Source organism: Streptomyces katrae, from assembly GCF_000717655.1.
GTDB lineage: Bacteria > Actinomycetota > Actinomycetes > Streptomycetales > Streptomycetaceae > Streptomyces > Streptomyces katrae_B.
On the sequence record NZ_JNZY01000013.1, the window covers coordinates 146753 to 167818 of the forward strand.

A 21066-nucleotide genomic window follows, 5' to 3' on the forward strand; every position below is an offset into this window, starting at 1 on the left:
CGGCCGTTCCACCCGGCACACGCCGCCCCTACGGTCCCCGGCGCTGGGGTTCGCACAGGTGCGTTCCCTACGATGACCCGGTGACCAGTACCGCGACGCCGCCGCCCAGCCCCGCGGGGGCTCCGCCCGCCCCTCCGGCGGGGCGCGAAGAACAGCCGTCCACCTGGCTGCGCCGGCTGCGCAGCTTCGGCTACGCGCCGCCCGCCGACGCCCGGCGGCGCCCGGACGTCCGCACCCGCCTGGTGCCCCCGTACGCCCGGCCCTCGGAACAGCTGTGGACGGCGCTCGGGGTCCCCCCCTCCGCGGTGGGCGCGTGGCAGCGCGTGCTGGCGTGGGCGGGGCCGGTGCTGGTGGCGCTGGTGGCCGGCGTGCTGCGCTTCGCGCACCTGGGCAGCCCGAAGGCGGTGATATTCGACGAGACGTACTACGCCAAGGACGCCTGGGCCACGATCCGGCAGGGCTACGAGGCGAGCTGGCCCAAGGACATCGACAAGTCGATCCTCGCCAACCCCGACGGGATCTCCCTCCCGCTGGACCCCGGCTACGTCGTTCACCCGCCGGTCGGCAAGTGGGTCATCGGGCTCGGCGAGTGGATGTTCGGCTTCACGCCGTTCGGCTGGCGGTTCATGACGGCCGTGCTCGGCACCCTGTCGGTGCTGATGCTGTGCCGGATCGGCCGCCGCCTGTTCCGCTCCACCTTCCTGGGCTGCCTGGCGGGCGCTCTGCTGGCGGTGGACGGCCTGCACCTGGTGATGAGCCGGACCGCGCTGCTCGACCTGGTGCTGATGTTCTTCGTGCTCGCCGCGTTCGGGGCGCTGCTCGTCGACCGGGACCGGACCCGGGCCAGACTCGCCGACGCGCTCCCGGTGGACGAGGAGGGGCGCACCCTCCCGGACGTCGCCGTCGCCGAGACGCTGCGCCTGGGCTGGCGCCCGTACCGGATCCTGGCGGGCGTGTGCCTGGGCCTGGCCTTCGGCACGAAGTGGAACGGCCTGATCGTGCTGGCCTTCTTCGGCGTGCTGACCGTCCTATGGGACGCGGCCGCGCGCCGCACCGCGGGCGCGGGCGCCCCGTACGCGTCGATGCTGCGCCGCGACGCGCTGCCGGGCTTCCTGTCGACGGTGCCGGTGGCGATCGCGGTGTACGCGGCCTCCTGGACCGGCTGGATCCTGTCCCCCGACAACGGCAAGGGCGGTTACTTCCGGGACTGGGCGGCGAAGAACGACCAGGGCAGTTCGCTGTCGTTCCTGCCGGAGTGGCTGCGCAGCCTGTGGCATTACGAGACCGAGGTCTACAAGTTCCACGTGGGTCTGACCTCGGGTCACACGTACGAGTCGAACCCGTGGAGCTGGCTGGTCCTGGGCCGTCCCGTCTCCTACTTCTACGAGTCCCCCGACCCCGGGGCGGACGGCTGCCCGGCGACGGAGGCGGGCAAGTGCGCGCGCGAGGTACTGGCCCTGGGCACTCCGATGCTGTGGTGGGCCGGCTGCTTCGCGCTGCTGTACGTGCTGTGGCGGTGGTTCTTCCGGCGCGACTGGCGGGCGGGCGCGATCGCGTGCGCGCTGGCTGCGGGCCTGCTGCCCTGGTTCAACTACCAGGAGCGGACCATCTTCTTCTTCTACGCGGTGGTCTTCGTCCCGTACCTGTGCCTGGCGGTGGCGATGATGATCGGCGCCCTGCTGGGCCCGTCGGGCTCGACGGAACGCAGACGCGCACTGGGCGCGATCGCGGCGGGCGTGCTGGTCCTCCTCATCATCTGGAACTTCATCTATTTCTGGCCGATCTACACGGGCCAGACGCTCCCGATGGACTCGTGGCGCGGTCGGATGTGGCTGGACAGCTGGGTCTGAGAGGGGGGCCGGGGCAGGATCCGAGGTGTTCCGGTCCGGTAACAAGCTGTACTACAACCGCTCGCACAGCGTAAGGTCCACACCAGAGGTTCTTTGAACATGTTCAGAGAACGGGGGAAACCGGGGAGGGGACGTACGTGAACGGGGCGGCGAAAGGTGCCATCGTCGGCGGGGTGTTTCTCGCGATGGTCGGCGGGGCCGGGTACGGGGTGTACTCGCTGGTCGGGGAAGGCGACGACGGCGGCGACGGCAAGGACCGCGGCTCCGCCGTCCGGGCCGAGAAGGGCAGCGGGCCGGTCACCGACAAGGAGGCCGCGCAGACCGCGAAGGCCTTCTTCGCCGCCTGGGCGGCCGGGGACGCGCACGCGGCCGCGGAGCTGACGAACAACGTGCAGGCCGCGCAGACCGCCGTGGCCGACTACCGGGCGAAGGCCTACGTGTCCAAGGCCGTGATCACTCCGGGGGTGCAGACGGGTACGACCATCCCGTTCAGCGTCGCCGCGGAGGTCACGTACGAGGGCGCCACCAAGCCGCTCGCGTACGAGTCGAAGCTGACCGTCGTGCGGGGCGTGACCAGCGGGAAGCCGCTCGTCGACTGGCAGGCGTCGGTGATCCACCCGCAGCTGCAGAAGGACGAGAAGCTGCGCGCGGGCGCCCCGGCGGCTCCGCCGGTCAAGGCCGTGGACCGCAACGGCGAGGAGCTGAGCGCCGAGAAGTACCCCTCGCTGCGGCCGGTCCTCGACCAGCTGCGCCAGACGTACGGCGGCAAGGCGGGCGGCAAGGCCGGGGCCGAGCTGTGGATCGAGCCGGCCGCGCAGGACGCGCCGAAGCGGACCCTGCTGACGCTGGTGGAGGGCGAGCCGAGCACGCTGAAGACCTACCTGGACGCCAAGGTCCAGGCGGCGGCCGAGAAGGCCGTCGCCAAGTACCCGGAGTCCTCGGTGGTCGCCGTCCAGCCGAGCAACGGGCACATCCTGGCCGTGGCCAACCACCGCAAGGACGGCTTCAACGCGGCGATGGAGGGGCGGCGGGCGCCCGGCTCGACGTGGAAGGTCGTGACGGCGGCGATGCTGATCGACCGGGGCAAGGCGGCGGCCGACCGGCCGGCGGAGTGCACGAAGGACGCCGTCTGGGGCGGCCGCACCTTCCACAACCTGAACAACTTCGAACTGCCGGGCGCGAACTTCGCGACCAGCTTCGCCAAGTCCTGCAACACCGCCTTCATCAAGCAGATCAACGACGTCGACGACGACTCGGCTCTGGCGAAGGAGGCCCGTGAGGTCTTCGGCCTCGGGCTGGACAACTGGAAGACGGGCATCCGCTCGGCCGACGGCCAGGTGCCGGAGGCGAAGGGCGCGGAGGCGGCCGCCGAGTACATCGGGCAGGGCCGGATCACCATGAACCCGCTGAACGTGGCCTCGTTCACGGCCACCGCGCGCAGCGGGGTCTTCCGCCAGCCGCTGCTCGTCTCGCCGGAGCTCGACGGGCGGCCGATCGCGCAGGCGGCGCGGCAGATGAAGCCTTCGGTCCAGCAGCAGCTGGTCCGGATGATGAAGCTGACGGCAACCAGCGGCACGGCGGCCCAGGCGATGAGCTCGGTGGGCGGCTCCGACAAGGGGGCGAAGACCGGCTCGGCGGAGGTCGACGGCGCGGGCAGCCCGGACAGCTGGTTCACGGGCTTCAGCCGGGACGTGGCCGCGGCGGCGATGGTCGAGGCCGGCGGCCACGGCGGCGACGCCGCGGGCCCGATCGTGGCGACGGTCCTGAACGCCGGTTCCTGACCTGCTCGCCGTCGCGGGGGCCGGGAGCCCCCAGCCCTCGCGACGGGTCAGAGTGAGGACCGGACCGCTCGGAGCAGGGACTGGGCCCGGGGGTCGGCGGTGACCGACTTGGCGTGGGCGTTCGTCACGTAGCCGAAGCCGATCCCCGCCTCCGGATCCGCGAAGCCCAGCGAGCCGCCCCGCCCCGGGTGCCCGAACGACGCCGGGGACAGCAGCGGCGAGGCCGGGCTGTGCAGCATGTAGCCGGGGCCGAAGCGCGTGTTGACCACCAGCACCCGGTCCGGCCCGGACGAGAGCTCCGTCCCCGCCAGCCGGGCCGTCTCCGGGGTGAACAGCCGCGTGCCGTCCTCCGTGTCGCCCAGCAGGGCCGCGTACAGGCCGGCCAGGCCACGTGCCGTGCCGATGCCCGCCGACGCCGGGAGTTCGGCCGCCCGGAAAGCCGGGTCGTTCTCGTCCGGCAGCGGGGTGATCGCTGCGAACGCCCTCCGGGTCAGCGAGGACGGGTCCGCCCAGGCCTCCGAAACGTTTCTCCGGGGGCGCGTACGAAGACCCCCAGCCGTCTGCGGCGGGTCCACCGGGCCGACCCGGCCGACGCGCGCGGTCTCCGCCTCCGGCAGGCCGGTCCAGAACTCCAGCCCCCGGGGCCCCGTGACCTCCTGCGCCAGCCACTGCCCGAGCGACGCCCCGGTCACCCGCAGCACCAGCTCCGACAGCAGCCAGCTGTACGTCTGCGCGTGGTAGCCGTGCGCGGAGCCCGGCTCCCAGAAGGCCTGCTGCTCGGCGACCGCACGCGCCCCGGAGAGCCCGTCCACCGCCTCGGCGGGGGTCAGCGCAGCGTCCAGCGCAGGCACCCCGGCCCGGTGCGCGAGCAGGTCCCGGACCAGCGTCCGCTCCTTGCCGCCCGCCTTGAACTCCGGCCAGTACGCCGCCACGGGTGCATCCAGGTCCAGCAGCCCGCGCTGGTGCAGCAGCAGCGGTACGACGGCGGCCACGCCCTTGGTGGCCGAGCGCACCACCTGAGCGGTCCCGGCAACCCACGGCTCGCCGCCGCCGTCGCCGTCACCGGCCTCGACGTCCTTCGGGCCCGCCCACAGGTCCACGACCTTCCGGCCGTCCCGGTACACGGCCACCGCCGCGCCCCGGTCCCCGAGCACCTCGAAGTTGCGTACGAACGCGTCCCGGACGGCCTCGAAGCCCTCCGTCACGGTTCCGTTGACGTCCACGTCCCTGCTCCTCGTTCACCGCGGGTGCCGCCGGTCGGTCCGCCTGGAAGAGTGCAACACGGACCGGAGCCGCGTCCTTCCCCGGGGCGGGCAGGAACTGCGACCGGCTGACCGGCGGACGGAGTCCGACGCAGCAGGCCGAAGCCCGGGAGGCGCCCCGGCGCCGATCAGTGCGAGGGCCGCGTCAAGGAGGGCGTGCGCGGATCGAAGCCGAACGGGAGCTCCAGCCGGTGGGCACGCATCAGCTCCTCGTCGCACAGCAGGTCCTGCGTGCGCCCGTCGGCCGCGATGACGCCCTCGCTGAGGATCACCGCGCGCGAGCACAGCTCCAGCGCGTACGGCAGGTCGTGGGTGACCATCAGCACCGTCACGTCCAGCGAGCGCAGGATGTCCGCGAGCTCGCGCCGCGACGCCGGGTCCAGGTTGGACGAGGGCTCGTCCAGGACCAGGATCTCCGGCCGCATCGCCAGTACGGTCGCCACCGCGACCCGGCGGCGCTGCCCGAACGACAGGTGGTGCGGCGGCCGGTCCGCGAAGGCCTGCATGCCCACCTGCTCCAGCGCCTCGCGGACCCGCGTCTCCAGCTCCGCGCCCCGCATCCCGGCGGCCGCCGGACCGAAGGCCACGTCCTCGCGCACGGTCGGCATGAACAGCTGGTCGTCCGGGTCCTGGAAGACGATGCCGACCCGGCGCCGGATCTCGGCGAAGTTCCGCTTCTCGACCGGCAGGCCGGCCACCGCCACCGTGCCGACGCCGCCGCCGCCGAGGATGCCGTTGAGGTGCAGCACCAGCGTGGTCTTGCCGGCGCCGTTCGGGCCGAGCAGCGCCACCCGCTCGCCCTGTCCGACGGTCAGGTCCACCCCGAAGAGGGCCTGGTGCCCGTCCGGGTAGGCGTACGCGAGGCCGGAGACCTCGAGGGAAGGCGTGGGAGTCACAGCAGTCACAGGGTCCATCCCATCAGACAGACGGCGAGCGCCGCCGCCGGGAGTACGGCCGCGTACGCCCACTGGGCGCGGGTGGCCACGACTTCGTCGATCACCGGCATCGAGCCGGCGTAGCCGCGGCTGACCATCGCGAGGTGGACCCGCTCACCGCGTTCGTAGGAGCGGATGAACAGGGCTCCGGCGGTCTTGGCCAGCACCCCCCAGTGCCGGATGCCGCGGGCCTCGAACCCGCGCGAGCGCCGGGCGATCGACATCCGCCGCAGCTCGTCGGTGATCACGTCGCCGTACCGGATCATGAAGGAGGCGATCTGCACCAGCAGCGGCGGCAGCTTCAGCTGCTGGAGCCCGAGCAGCAGCGCCCGCAGTTCGGTGGTCGAGGCGAGCAGGACGGACGTGGCCACCCCGAGCGTGCCCTTGGCCAGCACGTTCCAGGCGCCCCACAGTCCGGAGACGCTGAGCGACATCCCGAGCACCTCCACCCGCTCGCCCTGTGCCACGAACGGCATGAGCACGGCGAAGGCCACGAACGGGACCTCGATCAGCAGCCGCCGCAGCAGGAACCCGGCCGGGATACGGGCCGCGGCGGCGACCGCCGCGATGAGGACGGCGTACAGCCCGAAGGCCCACACCGCCTCGCGCGGGGTGGACACGACGACCACGACGAAGGCGAAGGCCGCGGCCAGCTTGCAGTGCGGCGGCAGCGCGTGGACCGGCGAGTGCCCGTGCCGGTAGAGCTTGTGGGCGTGGCCCGCGCCCATCTCAGACCGCCGTGGCCGAGGCGGCCGTCAGGTCCTCCGCGCGGCGGCGGCGCACGGTCCAGAAGATCCCGGTGCCGACGGCGACGGTCGCTCCGACACCGATGACACCGGCGAGGCCGCCGGAGAGGCGGGCGTCGTCGACGTCCTTGACGCTGTAGTCGGCGAGCGGGGAGCCGGCGGCGGCGTGCTCCTGCACGTTCTGGTCGATGCCCTTGTCGGCGGCGACCTTCTCGAGGCCGTCCGGGCTGGCGGAGGCGTAGAAGGAGACGAAGCCGGCCAGTACGAGGGCGGTGACCAGGCCGGTGATCCACACGGGCTTCGTCGACCGGGCGGCCACGGCCGCGGGCACCGCGGCCGGAGCAGCAGCCGGGGCGTCGACCAGCTTGCCGCCGACGCGGAGCTTCAGCGGCGCGGCCAGCCCGCGCGCGCCGTGCACCAGGTCGGGCCGTACGGCCAGTACGGCGCCCACGGTCGCGGCGGTGATGACGGCCTCGCCGATGCCGATCAGCACGTGCACGCCGACCATGGCGGTGAACACCTTGCCGAGCGGGACGTCGGTGGTCCCGCCGAGGGCGTACAGGAGGGTGAACATGACGGCCGCACCGGGCACCGAGAGCAGTGCTCCGGCGAAGGCGGCGACGGTGACCGAGCGGCGGGTGTCCGGCAGGAGCTTCAGCAGCCCGCGGAAGACGGCGTAGGCGACGACCACGGTCACGACGCCCATGGTCACGACGTTGACGCCGAGGGCGGTCAGCCCGCCGTCGGCGAACAGGACGCCCTGCATGAGCAGCACCACGGACACGCACAGCACACCCGTCCAGGGGCCGACGAGGATCGCGGCGAGCGCCCCTCCCAGCAGGTGTCCGCTGGTACCGGCGGCGACCGGGAAGTTCAGCATCTGGACGGCGAAGATGAACGCGGCGACGAGCCCGGCGAGCGGCGCCGCCCGCTCGTCGAGTTCCCGGCGGGCGCCGCGGAGGCTGACGGCCACGGCGCCTGCGGCGGCGACACCTGCGGAGAGGGAGACGGGGGCGTCGATGAAGCCGTCGGGCACATGCATGGGGCTGCTCCGCTTCCTGCGGTCTTTGAGCTGACAAAGTCTTTAACCGCTCAAGAATAGGGCCTAATTGCAAACCCTTGGCAAGAGCGTCCGCAGCACAAATACGGCCGCGCAGATTCGTGGGAATGTGCGAGGCTGGGGGCAATACGGACTCATATGCTCCGATTAGAGGAGTCTTGTCGTGTCAGCCACCGCCGAGAATCCCCCCACGGCCTCAGCCGCCACCGCCGTCGCCACCGCCGTAGCCGCCGCCGTCGAGGAGCGCGTCACCGCCCGCGTGATCAGCGACGACCCGCTCTACCGGAAGATCCCCGTCGCCCTGCGCTTCGCCCCCGCCGAGCCGCTCGCCGTACGGATCGTCTTCCCCTCCGGGCTCTCCCCCGAGGGCACCGACAACGAGTGGGTCTTCCCCCGGGCCCTCCTCGAGGCGGGCCTCCAGGCCCCGACCGGCACCGGCGACGTACGCGTCTGGCCCTGCGGCCGCGTCCAGGCGGTCGTCGAGTTCCACTCCCCCGAGGGCGTCGCGGTGATCCAGTTCGACATCGCCGCGCTGCGCCGCTTCCTGCGCCGCACGAACGCCCCCGTCACCCGGCAGGCGTAACGGGACCACGCGAATCGCGGCGGGCGTGACACGACGAAACGAGACGAGACGAAACGGGCCCGGCCCCGCACCTGGTGATCAGGTGCGGGGCCGGGCCGACACGTACGGCGGGACGGGTCAGGCGTTGACCAGCTCGCGGTCGTTGTCCGGACCGTCCGCCTTCGGGGACCCCTGCGCACCCTCGAGGTGCTTGCGCAGGCTCTCGCCCTCCACGTCGACGTTGGGCAGCAGCCGGTCCAGCCAGCGCGGCAGCCACCAGGCCTTGTGGCCGAGCAGTGCGAGCACCGCCGGGACGATCGTCATGCGGACGACGAAGGCGTCGAAGAGGACGGCGATCGCCAGACCGAAGCCGATCATCTTGATCATCTGCTCGCTGGCGCCGATGAAGCCCGCGAACACCGCGATCATGATGACGGCGGCCGCCACGACCACCCGGGCGCTGTACTGGAAGCCGGTCACCACGGCCTGGCCCGGGCGCTCGCCGTGGACGTACGCCTCACGCATGCGGGTGACGAGGAAGACCTCGTAGTCCATGGCCAGGCCGAAGACGACACCCACCATGAAGATCGGCATCATCGACATGATCGGGCCGGTCTGCTCCACCCCGAAGACCGAACCGAGCCAGCCCCACTGGAAGACCGCGACGACCGCGCCGAGTGCGGCGACCACCGAGAGCAGGAAGCCGAGGGCCGCCTTGAGCGGAACCAGGATGGAGCGGAAGACCAGCATCAGCAGCAGGAAGGCGAGGCCGACCACGAGCGCCAGGTAGGGCAGCAGCGCGTCGTTCATCTTCTGCGAGAAGTCGATGTTCATCGCGGTGGCGCCGGTGACCAGGACGTCGTCCCCACTGCCGTCGCGGATCGTGTGGACCAGGTTCTCGGTCTCCACGGAGGACGGACGGTCCTTCGGGATCACGGTGATGACCGAGGCGTCGCCCGCCTCGTTCGGGGCCGGCGGGGTGACCGCGGCCACGCCCTCCAGGCCCTTGATCCGGGCCTGCGTGTCGTCGGCGAGCTTCTTGTCGCCGTCGACGACCACCATCAGCGGGCCGTTGAAGCCCGGGCCGAAGCCCTCCGACAGCAGGTCGTACGCCTTGCGCTGGGTGGTGGAGACCGGCTGGGCGCCGTCGTCCGGCAGGCCCATCTCCAGCTTGCCCGCCGGGATCGCGATGGCGCCGAGGCCGATCACGGCGACGAGGAGCACCATCACCGGGCGGCGCAGCACGAACCTGGCCCAGCGGGTGCCGCCGTTGGCCTTCGGCTCGGCTCCGGCGGGCTTGCCCTTGCCGAACAGCCTGCTCTTCTTGCCCGCCGGCAGGACCTTCTTGCCCGCGAAGCCCAGGATGGCCGGGACCAGCGTCAGGGCGACGAGCACGGCGATGACCACGGTGCCCGCGGCCGCGAAGCCCATCTTGGTCAGCATCGGGATGTTGACCACGGCCAGGCCCACGAGGGCGATGACCACGGTGAGACCGGCGAAGACGACGGCGGAGCCTGCGGTTCCGGCGGCGCGGCCCGCGGCCTCGTCCCGCTCACGGCCCTCGGCGAGCTCCACGCGGTAGCGGGAGACGATGAAGAGCGCGTAGTCGATGCCGACCGCGAGGCCGATCATCATCGCGAGGGTGGAGGTGGTGGAGCCGAGGTCCAGCACGTTGGCGAGCGCGGTGATGGAGGAGACGCCGATGCCCACGCCGATCAGCGCGGTCAGCAGCGGCAGCCCGGCCGCGATGAGCGAACCGAAGGTGATGACCAGCACGATCGCCGCGATCATGATGCCGACGATCTCGCCGGAGCCCGTCTCGGGAGCCGTCATCAGGGCGTCGCCGCCGATCTCGACGGTGAGCCCGGCGGCCTGGGCCGCGGTGCCGGAGTCCTTGAGCGCGTCGCGCGTCTCGTCCTTCAGCTCCATGCCGCTGACGGTGTACTTGACGCTCACGTACGCGGTGGAGCCGTCCTGGCTCACCGCCTGGGCCTGGTACGGATCGGCGACCGAGGCGACCTCGGCCTTGCCCGGGCCGTCCTTCAGACCGGAGACGATCTTCTCGACCTCGGTCTTGTACTGCGGGTCGTTGACCGAGGCGCCCGCGGGCGCCTTGACGACGATTCGGGCGGTGGCGCCGTCGGCGGCCATGCCCGGGAACTTCTCATCCAGCACGTCGAAGGCCTTCTGGGCCTCCGTGCCGGGTATGGAGAACGATCCGGAGGTGGGTGCGGACGCCGTCGCCGCGCCGAAGCCGGCGGCGAACAGCAGTGCCACCCAGACGAGGGCGACGAGGCCGCGGCGCCGGAAGGCGCCCCTGCCGAGTCGGTAGAGGAAGGTAGCCACGGAGGCGGTTCTCCCGTTCAGGTCGTGGGATGGATCCGGGATGGATCAGGGCGTGGAAAGCCGGCCCGACGACGAGAGCGGCGTGTCAGGAGCAGCAGGAAGGTGCGCGGGCGGACTCAGACTCCGAGGGCGGGGAAGACCACGGAGTCGATGAAGTCGGCGAGGAACGCCTGGTCCACCGATCGGTCCTCCATCAGCGGCAACGCGATGAAGGCGCCGATCAGCATGTGCGGCACGAAACGGATCGCGGGGCGGTCCGGGGCGACCTCGCCCCGGTCCACGGCCCGCTGCAGGATCTCGTCGAGGCCGGAGATCTCCGGCTCCATGAGCAGCCTGCGCAACGCCTGGTGGAGTTCGGGACTCGTGTGGACGGCGTGGGCGAGCCCCCGCAGGAGCGCGGTGTCCTTCGCCATCTGCGCGTTGTCGGAGAGCTCGACCATGCGGTGGAAGTCGCCGCGCAGCGAGCCCGTGTCGATCTCCCGGAGGGAGGCCGGCTGGGTGCAGCGCAACGCCTTGGCGACCAGCTCGGGCTTGCTCCCCCACTGGCGGTAGAGGGTGGCCTTGCTGGACTTCGTACGGGCGGCGACCGCATCCATGGTCAGCGCCTCGTAGCCGACCTCGCGGAGGAGGTCGAGGACCGCCTCGTGGAGTTCGGCTTCCCGCTCGGGGGTGATCCGGCTGCGCCGCGACGAGACTTCTTCGGACATCTCCGGCACCTCCCTTCCGAACGAAACTGTTTCGTACACCGATGACGATACCCCGCCCGCGAACGAAACGAAACCGTTCCGTTTCGCTGGGCGAGTGGCATGGATCACCTGTACGAGTTGCCAGGCCCCCCTGGCACGGAAAGCATTGTGGGGTGAGTCACGACGGCGCGTACCTCCGCTTCCCGCACCTCCACGACGATCTGCTGTGCTTCGCCACCGAGGACGATCTCTGGGTCGCCCCGCTGGTCCCAGAAGGCGGAGCCCCGGCCCGGGCCTGGCGGATCACCGTCGACCGGACCAGGGTCGGCCACCCCCGATTCTCCCCCGACGGACGCCACATCGCCTTCACCACGTGGCGCAGCCTCGACCCCGAGGTCCACCTCGCCCCGGTGGACGGCGGCCCGGCCCGCCGGCTCAGCTACTGGGGCGCCACCGACACGCGCGTCTGCGGCTGGACCCCGCCCGACAAGGACGGCCACAGCGACATCCTCGCCGTGTCCTCGCACGGCCAGCCCTTCTCCTACTACGCCTGGGCCTACAGCCTGCCGACCGACGGCTCGCCCGGCGGCAGGCTCCCCTGGGGTCCCGTCTCCGACATCGCCGTCCACGACGAGCCGGGAGGAGAGCGGCGCACCCTGCTGCTGACCGGCAAGCCCCCGCACGAGCCCGCCGCCTGGAAGCGCTACCGCGGCGGAGCCACCGGCCGGCTGTGGCTGCACGGCAAACAGCTCCTGGAGGACATCGAGGGCCACCTCGACGCCCCGATGTTCGTGGACGGCCGGATCGCCTTCCTCTCCGACCACGAGGGCATCGGCAACCTGTACTCCTGCCTGCCCGACGGCACCGACCTGCGCCGGCACACCGACCACGAGGAGTTCTACGCCCGGCACGCCTCCAGCGACGGCTCCCGGGTCGTCTACCAGTGCGCCGGGGACCTCTGGCTCGTCGACTCGCTGTCCCCCGACGCCGCCCCGCGCAGGCTCGACGTCCGCCTCGGCGGGCCCCGCGCGGGCCGCCGCACGTACCAGGTCCCGGCCGCCAGCCACGTCGACTCGCTCTCCGTCGACGCCACCGGCCGGGCCAGTGCGGTCGTCATCCGCGGAAGCCTGTACTGGCTCACCCACCGCGACGGACCCGCCCGGACCATCGCCGACACCCCGGGCGTGCGCGTGCGGCTCCCGGAGATGCTCGGCAGCAGCGGGCAGGTCGCGTACGTGACGGACGCGGAGGGCGAGGACGCGATCGAGATCGCCTACCTCCCGCGGGCCTCCGGGGACCGTGAGCCGCGCCGGCTGGCCTCCGGCGAGCTGGGCCGCGTACTGGAACTGCTCTCCGATCCGGACGGGGAGCGGCTCGCCGTCTCCTCCAACGACGGGCGGCTGCTGCTCCTCGACGCGAGCGAGGGGTCCGACGGGGAGGTCACCGAGCTGATCCGGTCCGTCAACGGGCCCGTCACCGACCTGGCGTTCTCGCCCGACGGCGCCTGGCTGACCTGGTCGCACCCGGGCATCGGGCGCTCGCTGCGCCAGATCAAGATGGCCCGGATCTCCGGCCCGGGCCCGCGCGCGATCGTGGACGTCACCAACGGCCGCTTCGAGGACGACCATCCGGTCTTCACCCGCGACGGCCGCTACCTGGCCTTCCTGTCCTGGCGCGGTTTCGACCCGGTGTACGACGTGCACACCGGCGACCTGTCCTTCCCGCTGGGCTGCCGTCCGTACCTGGTGCCGCTGTCCTCGGCGACCCCCTCGCCGTTCGCGTTCACCCCCGACGGGCGCCCCGCGGCGGGCGGACTCGACCCGGGCGAGGGCGAGGCCGCCGAGGCCGCCGAGGGCGACGGCGCGGTCATGGTGGAGGTGGAGGGGCTGGAGAGCCGCGTCACCCCGTTCCCGGTGACGGCGTCGAAGTACTCGGCCCTCTACCCCGTGCACGGCGGCGGACTGGTGTGGCTGCGCTGGCCGATCTCGGGCGCGCTCGGCGAGACGTTCGCCAACCCGGCCGACGTCAGCGGCAAGCCGACGCTGGAGTACTTCGACATCACGAAGGCGCGGAAGTCCGAACTGGCCTCCGGGCTGGACTGGTTCGCGATCAGCGGCGACGGCACCCGGCTCGTGATCAACGAGGACGGGGACCTGCGCGCGGTCCCGGCGACCGAGTCCGGCGACAGCGACTCCACCGTCTACCTGGACCTGCGGCGCATCCTGCACGAGGTGGACCCGGCCGCCGAGTGGCGCCAGGCCTTCGAGGAGGCCGGGCGGCTGATCCGCGCGTACTTCTGGGAGCCGGGCATGTGCAACATCGACTGGGAGGGGGTGCTGCGCCAGTACCGCCCCCTGGTCGAACGGGTCGCCTCCCCGGACGAGTTCGCGGACCTGCTGCGCGAGGTGCTCGGCGAGCTCGGCACCTCGCACGCGTACGTCTCCCCGGCGCGCCGCAACGAAGGCCCGCCGCACTACCAGCGGCCCATCGGGCTGCTCGGCGCCAACCTCGTGCCCCGCGAGGAGGGCTGGGTGCTCGCTCGGGTCCTGCCGGGCGAGTCCTCCGACTCCAAGGCCCGCTCCCCGCTCGCCGGCACCGGCATCCGGGAGGGTGCCGTCCTCACCCATGTCGACGGCCGGCCGGTGGACCCGGTGACCGGGCCCTATCCGCTGCTCTCGGCGGCCGGGGGCACCACGGTCGAGCTGACCTTCAAGCCCGCCGAAGGCGAGGGCCGGGCCCGGCGGGTGGCGATCGTGCCGCTGATCGACGAGCGGCCGCTGCGTTACCAGGACTGGGTCTCCAAGCGGCGCGCGGTGGTCCGCGAGGTCAGCGGCGGCAAGTGCGGCTACCTGCACATCCCCGACATGGGCGGCTCCGGCTGGGCGCAGTTCAACCGGGACCTGCGGATGGAGATGTCCCGGCCCGCGCTGATCGTGGACGTACGCGGCAACGCGGGCGGGCACATCAGCGAGCTGGTGGTGGAGAAGCTGACCCGCTCGATCCTCGGCTGGGACCTCACGCGGGGCGCCCAGCCGGTGTCGTACGCCTCCAACGCGCCCCGCGGTCCGATCGTGGCGCTGGCCGACGAGGCGACCTCCTCGGACGGCGACATGATCACGGCGGCCTTCAAACTGCTCGGGCTCGGCCCGGTGGTCGGCCAGCGCACCTGGGGCGGGGTGGTCGGCATGACCGGCCGGCACACCCTGGGCGACGGCACGGTCATCACGGTGCCGATGAACGCCGCCTGGTTCCCGGAGTACGGGTGGTCGGTGGAGAACCACGGCGTGGAGCCGGACCTCGCGATCCTGCGCACCCCGCTCGACTGGGCGGAGGGGCGGCACGCGCAGCTGGACGACGCCGTGTACCTGGCGCTGGAGCTGCTGGAGCAGGAGCCGGCGGCGGTGCCGCCCGGCTACGCGGACGTACCGGACCTGCGGCGTCCGAAGCTCCCGCCCAGGCCGTAGGCACGGGGAAGGGGCGCGGCCCGTGCACTGCACGGGGCGCGCCCCCTCCCCCCCCCACACCCCGCGTCACAAAACCAGGTTTTGTTGAGCTCGCTTGTCCTGGAGCTCTTTCGCCTTGTCCTGGAACTGGTCCTTGATGCCCATGCTGTTCACTCCTGGTGGGGTGTAGGGGACTGGGCCTCGACCAGATTTGCACGAGCGGACAAAGCTCGCATTTCGATCAATGCCGCCCGGTGCCCTGCGCGCGCTCCTTCTCGTCGGCGGCCCCTCCGGCCCCCACAAGTCCCCTGGAGACACTCGTCAGCCTGGGCTCGAAGCGCTTCATCTCCCGCTGCCCGACGGTCGCGATGATCCCGGGCAGGTAGCCGCGCACGCCCTGCATCCCCCGCAGCCACCACTGCGCGTACACGTGCGGCGAGCGCCGCTCGATGCCGGCCACGATCCGGTCCACGGCCGGGCCCAGCGGGTAGGTGCGGTTCGACGGCCAGGGCAGCCGCCGGCGCAGTTCCCGCATGACCTCGTCCTGGTCGGCGCCGCGCACCATGTCGGTGTCGGTCCAGGAGAGGTAGCCGACGCCCACCTTGACGCCCTTGTGGCCGACTTCGGCGCGCAGGCAGTGCGCGAAGGCCTCGACGCCGGACTTGGAGGCGCAGTACGCCGTCATCATCGGCGCCGGCGTGATCGCGGCGAGCGAGGCGATCTGCAGGAAGTAGCCGCGGCTCTCGGTGAGTACGGGGAGGAAGGCGCGGGCGGTGACGGCCCCGCCGATCAGGTTGACCTCGATCACCCGGCGCCAGGCCCCGGGGTCGGAGTCGGCGAACGGCCCGCCGGAGGCCACGCCCGCGTTGGCGACGACGAGGTCGACCTTGCCGAAGCGCTCCTTGACCTCCTGCGCGACCCGGGCCATGGCCTCGTGGTCGGTGACGTCGGCGTGCCAGTGGTCGCTGTCGGTGTGCAGCCGTTCGGAGACCTCCTTGAGGGCCTCCGGCTCCAGGCCCACCAGCGCCACCTTCGCGCCGCGGGCGGACAGCTTGCGGGCGAGCAGCTCGCCGACCCCGCGTGCGGCCCCGGTGACGACGGCGACCTGGCCTTCCAGACTCCTGCGCGCACTCACTGCGTGACCTCCTTCAAGAAGTGCGCGCTCAGCTCGCGCACGGCGTTCGTGACGGCCTCGGGGGCCTCGATCGGGGTCATGTGCCCCGTGCCGGTCAGCTCGGTCAGCCCCACGCAGTGCGGCAGCGCGGCGGCGAGCCCCCGGGCGTGCACGATCGGGGTGAGCCGGTCGTTCTTGCCGCCGAGGACGGCGGTGGGCACGGTGAGCGCCGCCAGGTTCGCCTCGAGGTCCAGCCCGGCCAGCACCTCCGACCAGGCGTACCGGACCCCCGTGGGGCAGCCGTGCACGATACGGGCGCAGGCCTCGACCCTGTCCGGCGCGGATCCGGGGCCCATGGTGGCGTACTTCAGCACCCGCTTGGCGACCGGCGTGACGGGCCCGAGCGGGGCCCGCGCGCCGAGTACCGCACCGGTGAGACGGGTCCGCACGCGCCCGGGACGCAGGGGTACGACCAGCGCCTGCGCGACCAGCCGGGCGCTGCCGGTGCTGCACAGCAGCGCGGCCGCGGTGTGCTCGGCGAACTCCGGCCGGCCGGCAGCGGCCATGATCGTCATGCCGCCCATGGAGTGTCCGGCCACGACCGCCCGCTCGCCCGGGACCAGGGCGGCCCCCATGACGGCGACCAGGTCGTCGGCGAGGGCTGTGGTGTCGTAGCGGGTGGCGGCGGGGCTGCGCCCGTGGCCGCGCTGGTCGTACGCGATGACCCGGTGGTCCCGGGAGAGCTCCCGGATCTGCGCGGCCCAGAAGGCGGTCGAGCAGGTCCAGCCGTGCGCCAGCACCACGGCCGGCGCGCCCTCGCCCCCGTGCTCCTCCACGTGCAGCCGGGACCCGTCGGCGGAGACCGCGACCAGTTCCCGCCGGGCCGCGGGGGGTGCGTACGGCCCGGAGGTGACGTACGGCGGGCGGCTCATGCGGCGCCCTCCTCGGCGGTGGCCTGCGCCGCCCGGGCCGGGACCCGCTCGCGCTCGGCCTCCCGGAGGCGCACGACCTCGTACTCGGAGAGGTCCACGCTCCGCGTCTCCTTGCGGAACTCGCCGGTGGTGCCCGGCCAGACCGTCGTGTTGCGCCCCTGTGCGTCCAGGTACCAGCTGGTGCAGCCGCCGGTGTTCCAGACCGTGCGCTGCATCCGGGCCTGGACCTGCCGGTTCCACTGGTTCACGGCGGAGGGCCGGGCCGCGAGCGCGACCTGCCCGCCCAGGACGTCGAGCTGGCGCAGGTAGTCCGCCATGTAGTTCAGCTGCGACTCGATCATCAGGATCATCGAGCTGTTCCCGAGCCCGGTGTTCGGCCCGATGATCGTCATCCAGTTCGGGAAGCCGGCCGCCGTCGCCCCGCGCAGCGACTGCATCCCGTCCTTCCAGTGGTCCGCGAGGGTCCGCCCGTCCGCGCCCACCACCCGGTCGGCGATCGGCATGTCCGTGACGTGGAAGCCGGTGCCGAAGACGATCGCGTCGGCCTCGGTCCCGGTCCCGTCGGCCGCGATCAGGGTGTTGCCGCGGATCTCCTTCAGCCCGGAGGCGACCAGGTCCACGTTCGGCCGGGCGAGCGCCGGGTAGTACTCGCTGGAGAGCAGGATCCGCTTGCAGCCGATCCGGTACGAGGGCGTCAGCTTGGCCAGCAGCGCCGGGTCCTTGATCGAGCGCGCCATGTTGGCCTTGGCCAGCGACTCGATGAGCCCGAGCTGGTTCGGCCGCTTGGTGAACGCGCTGACCTGGAGCTCCCGGAGCCCCCACAGCAGCCCGCGGCGGGCCGCCCGGGTGAACGGCAGCTGGCGGTGGAGCCAGCGCTCCACGCTGCTGATGGCCCGGTCGGTGCGCGGCATCACCCACGGCGGGGTCCGCTGGAACAGCGTGAGCCGCTCCACGTCGGGCGCGATGGCCGGCACGATCTGGATGGCCGAGGCGCCGGTGCCGATCATGGCGACGCGCTTGCCGCGCAGGTCGTAGTCGTGGTCCCAGCGGGCGGAGTGGAAGACCTTGCCGGGGAACTCGGCGAGCCCGGGGACCTCGGGCATCTTCGGGTCGGACAGCGGTCCGGTGGCGGAGACGACCACATCGGCGGTGAGCTCCCCGGCCGCGGTCTCGATCTCCCACCTCAGCCCGTCGGCGTCCCAGCGCATCATCCGGACCTCGGCGTTCAGCCGGATGTGGGGGCGCAGCCCGAAGGTGTCGGCGACGTGCTCGAGGTACGCCCGGATGGCCGGCTGCCCGGAGAAGGTCCGCGGCCAGTCGGGGTTGGGGGCGAAGGAGAACGAGTACAGGTGGGAGGGGACGTCGCAGGCGCACCCGGGATAGCTGTTGTCGCGCCAGGTCCCGCCGACGGAGTCGGCCCGTTCCAGTACGACGAAGTCCGTGATGCCCTCGCGCCGCAGCCGTACGGCCGCACCCAGCCCGCCGAACCCGGACCCGATCACCGCCACTCGTACGTGTTTGCGCTCGCCCATGCCACCCCTGTCGCCCATGCCCGCCGCCTTCCGCTTCCGCAGTCCCAGCCCAGCCCAGCCCAGTCACAACCATCAGCGCCACACTGCCAGCAATCACTGGCACAATCGGGAGAGTAGAGCAGCTCCGTACTCATGGGTAGAGGTCGCGCCCGGAAAGTTACTGCCGGTACGCCATAGGCTTCGCCTGTGGAACAGACGGAAGCGGGGACGACAGTGCGTGAATACCGTACGGAGGAACTGGCCGAGGCGGCCGGCATCCCCGTCCGCACCCTGCGCTTCTACCGCGAGCGCAAGCTCCTCCCGCCGCCGCGCCGCGAGGGCAGGATCGCCTGGTACGACGACCACCACCTGGCCCGGCTGCGCACCATCGCCGCCCTGCTGGAGCGCGGCCACACCCTCGGCGGCATCGCCGAGCTGACCGCCGCCTTCGAGAACGGCCGCGACGTCGGCCAGCTGGGCGAACTGCTCGGCATCGGCTGGTCCGAGGAGACCCCCGTACGCCTGACCCCGGAGGCCCTCGCCGACTACTTCGAGGGCGAGGTCACCCCGGAGAACCTGGCGGCCTCCCTGGACCTCGGCTACCTCGCCACCGACGGCGACGCGATCGTCCACGTCAGCCGCCGCCTGCTGGACGTCTCCTCGGCGCTGGTCCGCGAGGGGGTGCCGCTCTCGGCGGTCCTGGAGACGGGCCGCCGGGTCCGGGAGCACGCGGACGCCATGGCGGCCCTGTTCACCGAGCTGATCTCCACGCACCTCACGGAGGAGGCCCTGCCGCGCATGCGGCCCCTCGCCAAGAGCGTGGTCGAGGCGGAGCTCACCATGGCGATGGACCGCCTGCTGGCCTCAGGGGCTCAGGACCCCAGCTCGTAGACCACGCTCACGGGCGCGTGGTCCGACCAGCGCTCCGGATGCGTCCCGGCCCGCTCGACGAACGCCTTCACGGCCCGGGCGGCCAGCCCCGGGGTCGCGACCTGGAGGTCGATGCGCCACCCGGCGTCGTTGTCGAAGGCCCGCCCACGGTAGGACCACCAGGAGTACGGCCCCTCGGTGTCGGGGTGCAGGCTCCGTACGACGTCCACGTACCCGGCGGTGCCGTACACCTCCCCGAGCCACTCCCGCTCCTCGGGCAGGAAGCCGGCGTTCTTCCGGTTGGTCTTCCAGTTCTTGAGGTCGGCCTCCTGGTGACAGATGTTCCAGTCACCACAGACGACGACCTCGCGCCCGCCCTCGGCGGCCCGCGTCCTCAGGGCGCTCAGATAGGGGAGGAACTCCCCCATGAACCGGTACTTCTCGTCCTGCTTCGCTGTCCCGGCCTCGCCGGAGGGCAGGTACAGGCTGGCGACGGTCACACCCGGAAGATCCACCTCCAGGTAACGCCCGCTCGCGTCGAACTCGTCGCTCCCGAAACCCACCTGCACCCGCTCGGCCTCACGGCGCGTGTACAGCGCGACGCCGGCCCGCCCCTTGGCGGCGGCCGGCGCGAACACGGTGTGCCAGCCGTCGGGCTTGCGGACCTCGTCCGGAATCTGCCCCTCCTCGGCCCGCACCTCCTGGAGGCAGACCACATCGGCATCCGACCCGGCCAGCCACGGGGAGAACCCCTTCTTGGCGGCGGCGCGGATCCCATTCACATTCACGGAGGTCACGGTGAGCATCCCCGCACCCTAACGGGAGCGTTCCGTACGATGTTCGGATGTCTCACGGGATCCAGCTCCGCGCAGTGCCGTACGACCACCCGGACGCGGTCGAACTCAACGACCGGGTCCAGCTCGAGTACCAGGTGCTCTACGGCGGTGAGGGGGATGTCACACCCCTCGACCCGGCGATGTTCGCCCCGCCGAACGGCCTGTACCTGCTGGCGTACGACGCCTCGGGCACGCCGGTGGCCAGCGGCGGCTGGCGCTGCCAGGACGAGAACGACGAGGGCTACTCGGACGGCGACGCCGAGGTCAAGCGCATGTACGTCGTCCCCGGGGCCCGCGGCCTGGGCCTGGCCCGCCGCATCCTGGCCGAACTGGAGGCCGACGCCCGTGCGGCGGGCCGCACCCGCATGGCCCTGGAAACGGGCGACCGGCAGCCGGAGGCGATAGCCCTCTACCTCTCGTCGGGCTACACCCTCTCGGCGAAGTTCGGCCACTACCGCCACTACGACTCGAGCCGCTGCATGGCGAAGCCGCTCATCTCTTGACTCGCCCCTCGCACCGCTCCGCGGGCTTCGGGCCGCTGGGGCGAACTCCGTCCGCCGGCCCGTCCCACTCCCGCCGGCGTTCGAGGCGCCGCGGCCCCCGGGGTGGGGGGCGTACCCCCGGATCCTTCCGGCCCGTCCGGCGTTTGAGGACGGGGGGCCCGGGGCGGAGCCCCCGGGACACGGAGAAAGGGCGGGCGGGGAGAAGAGCCCCGTAAAGCGGCCCGGCAGGGCTACCGCGGGAGCCACTGCGCCCGGTCCGTCCCCCACCGGGACGGCCCCCGCCCCCACCCCCCGAACGGCAGCGGCGACCCCGCGTACCGCAGCACCCCGTACCCGGACTCCACCTCCCGCAGCCACGGCTCCGCCGCATACGCCTTCCCGGAGAGCCCGGCGGAGCCGCCGGCCGGGACCTCCCGCACGAGCCACGACGCCGTCCCCGCCAGCGAGAACCGCAGCGACCGCCCACCCCCCGCGGCCAGCGCCCTCAGCACGCCCGCCGCCACCAGATACCCGGTCCCGTGATCCAGCGCCTGCGCCGGCAGCGCCCCCGGCACCCCCGCCACCCCGTACGCCGCAGCCACCCCGTACCCCGCCTGCACCAGCGAGTCGAACCCCCGCCGCCCCCCCCC

At 72.4% G+C, this 21066-nt stretch carries 16 protein-coding genes and 1 pseudogene; 6 read left to right on the forward strand and 11 right to left on the reverse strand.

The window, feature by feature from the left end; translation table 11 throughout:
* The first annotated feature begins 80 nt into the window (after nucleotides 1-80).
* Together IF09_RS0118545 and IF09_RS0118550 are read left to right on the forward strand one after the other, a co-directional pair.
* Nucleotides 81-1850: a phospholipid carrier-dependent glycosyltransferase gene (locus tag IF09_RS0118545; protein WP_030297068.1), complete on the forward strand. Its 1770-nt coding sequence runs from the start codon at nucleotides 81-83 to the stop codon at nucleotides 1848-1850.
* Nucleotides 1851-1987: 137 nt separating this feature from the next.
* Nucleotides 1988-3631 (forward strand): penicillin-binding transpeptidase domain-containing protein, encoded by a 1644-nt coding sequence (locus IF09_RS0118550; protein ID WP_030297070.1) that lies wholly within the window; start codon nucleotides 1988-1990, stop codon nucleotides 3629-3631.
* Between the two features lie 47 nt (nucleotides 3632-3678).
* Here the strand turns inward: IF09_RS0118550 and IF09_RS0118555 are convergent, their stop codons facing one another.
* The 4 genes from IF09_RS0118555 to IF09_RS0118570 form a co-directional block, all read right to left on the reverse strand.
* A complete protein-coding gene (locus IF09_RS0118555) occupies nucleotides 3679-4854 on the reverse strand; it encodes a serine hydrolase domain-containing protein (protein WP_030297072.1) in 1176 nt (391 codons plus the stop codon).
* Nucleotides 4855-5021: 167 nt separating this feature from the next.
* On the reverse strand, nucleotides 5022-5807 hold the full coding sequence (locus tag IF09_RS0118560) for an energy-coupling factor ABC transporter ATP-binding protein (protein WP_030297073.1): 786 nt from the start codon (nucleotides 5805-5807) through the stop codon (nucleotides 5022-5024).
* Nucleotides 5795-6556 (reverse strand): cobalt ECF transporter T component CbiQ, encoded by a 762-nt coding sequence (gene cbiQ / locus IF09_RS0118565; protein ID WP_030297075.1) that lies wholly within the window; start codon nucleotides 6554-6556, stop codon nucleotides 5795-5797. Before cbiQ ends, IF09_RS0118560 begins: the two co-directional genes overlap by 13 nt.
* 1 nt (nucleotide 6557) lies before the next feature.
* Complete coding sequence (locus tag IF09_RS0118570; RefSeq protein ID WP_030297076.1) at nucleotides 6558-7616, reverse strand: energy-coupling factor ABC transporter permease; 1059 nt, start codon at nucleotides 7614-7616, stop codon at nucleotides 6558-6560.
* 181 nt (nucleotides 7617-7797) lie between these two features.
* On the opposite strand from IF09_RS0118570, the gene IF09_RS0118575 reads away from it, so the two are divergent.
* The gene (locus IF09_RS0118575; protein WP_030297078.1) at nucleotides 7798-8217 is read left to right on the forward strand and encodes an SsgA family sporulation/cell division regulator; all 420 of its coding nucleotides are present in this window, start codon (nucleotides 7798-7800) and stop codon (nucleotides 8215-8217) included.
* Between the two features lie 117 nt (nucleotides 8218-8334).
* On the opposite strand, the gene IF09_RS0118580 is transcribed toward IF09_RS0118575, so the two are convergent.
* Together IF09_RS0118580 and IF09_RS0118585 are read right to left on the reverse strand one after the other, a co-directional pair.
* Nucleotides 8335-10542: an MMPL family transporter gene (locus IF09_RS0118580; RefSeq protein WP_030297080.1), complete on the reverse strand. Its 2208-nt coding sequence runs from the start codon at nucleotides 10540-10542 to the stop codon at nucleotides 8335-8337.
* Between the two features lie 116 nt (nucleotides 10543-10658).
* The gene (locus tag IF09_RS0118585) at nucleotides 10659-11249 is read right to left on the reverse strand and encodes a TetR/AcrR family transcriptional regulator (RefSeq protein WP_030297082.1); all 591 of its coding nucleotides are present in this window, start codon (nucleotides 11247-11249) and stop codon (nucleotides 10659-10661) included.
* 152 nt (nucleotides 11250-11401) lie between these two features.
* Here IF09_RS0118585 and IF09_RS0118590 point away from each other — a divergent pair, with 152 nt between their 5' ends.
* Nucleotides 11402-14692: a S41 family peptidase gene (locus IF09_RS0118590; protein ID WP_030297084.1), complete on the forward strand. Its 3291-nt coding sequence runs from the start codon at nucleotides 11402-11404 to the stop codon at nucleotides 14690-14692.
* Between the two features lie 220 nt (nucleotides 14693-14912).
* Here the strand turns inward: IF09_RS0118590 and IF09_RS0118595 are convergent, their stop codons facing one another.
* The 3 genes from IF09_RS0118595 to IF09_RS0118605 are packed head-to-tail and all read right to left on the reverse strand — an operon-like array spanning nucleotide 14913 to nucleotide 18249.
* Nucleotides 14913-15806 carry an SDR family oxidoreductase gene (locus IF09_RS0118595; RefSeq protein WP_030297086.1) on the reverse strand — a complete coding sequence of 298 codons (894 nt, stop codon included), beginning with the start codon at nucleotides 15804-15806 and terminating at the stop codon, nucleotides 14913-14915.
* Complete coding sequence (locus tag IF09_RS0118600) at nucleotides 15803-16717, reverse strand: alpha/beta fold hydrolase (RefSeq protein WP_030297087.1); 915 nt, start codon at nucleotides 16715-16717, stop codon at nucleotides 15803-15805. Before IF09_RS0118600 ends, IF09_RS0118595 begins: the two co-directional genes overlap by 4 nt.
* Nucleotides 16714-18249: a flavin-containing monooxygenase gene (locus tag IF09_RS0118605; protein ID WP_051832625.1), complete on the reverse strand. Its 1536-nt coding sequence runs from the start codon at nucleotides 18247-18249 to the stop codon at nucleotides 16714-16716. The genes IF09_RS0118600 and IF09_RS0118605 overlap by 4 nt, the downstream gene beginning before the upstream one ends.
* Nucleotides 18250-18435: 186 nt before the next feature.
* Between IF09_RS0118605 and IF09_RS0118610 the strand changes: the two genes are divergently transcribed.
* On the forward strand, nucleotides 18436-19119 hold the full coding sequence (locus tag IF09_RS0118610) for a MerR family transcriptional regulator (protein WP_030297091.1): 684 nt from the start codon (nucleotides 18436-18438) through the stop codon (nucleotides 19117-19119).
* Here the strand turns inward: IF09_RS0118610 and IF09_RS0118615 are convergent.
* A complete protein-coding gene (locus IF09_RS0118615) occupies nucleotides 19101-19904 on the reverse strand; it encodes an exodeoxyribonuclease III (RefSeq protein WP_030297093.1) in 804 nt (267 codons plus the stop codon). The two genes, IF09_RS0118610 and IF09_RS0118615, sit on opposite strands and share 19 nt — an antisense overlap.
* Before the next feature lie 38 nt (nucleotides 19905-19942).
* Here IF09_RS0118615 and IF09_RS0118620 point away from each other — a divergent pair, with 38 nt between their 5' ends.
* Nucleotides 19943-20437 carry a GNAT family N-acetyltransferase gene (locus IF09_RS0118620; protein ID WP_030297095.1) on the forward strand — a complete coding sequence of 165 codons (495 nt, stop codon included), beginning with the start codon at nucleotides 19943-19945 and terminating at the stop codon, nucleotides 20435-20437.
* Between the two features lie 230 nt (nucleotides 20438-20667).
* Here IF09_RS0118620 and IF09_RS0118625 read toward each other — a convergent pair.
* A pseudogene (locus IF09_RS0118625) lies at nucleotides 20668-21066 on the reverse strand (carnitine dehydratase); the annotation flags it as partial.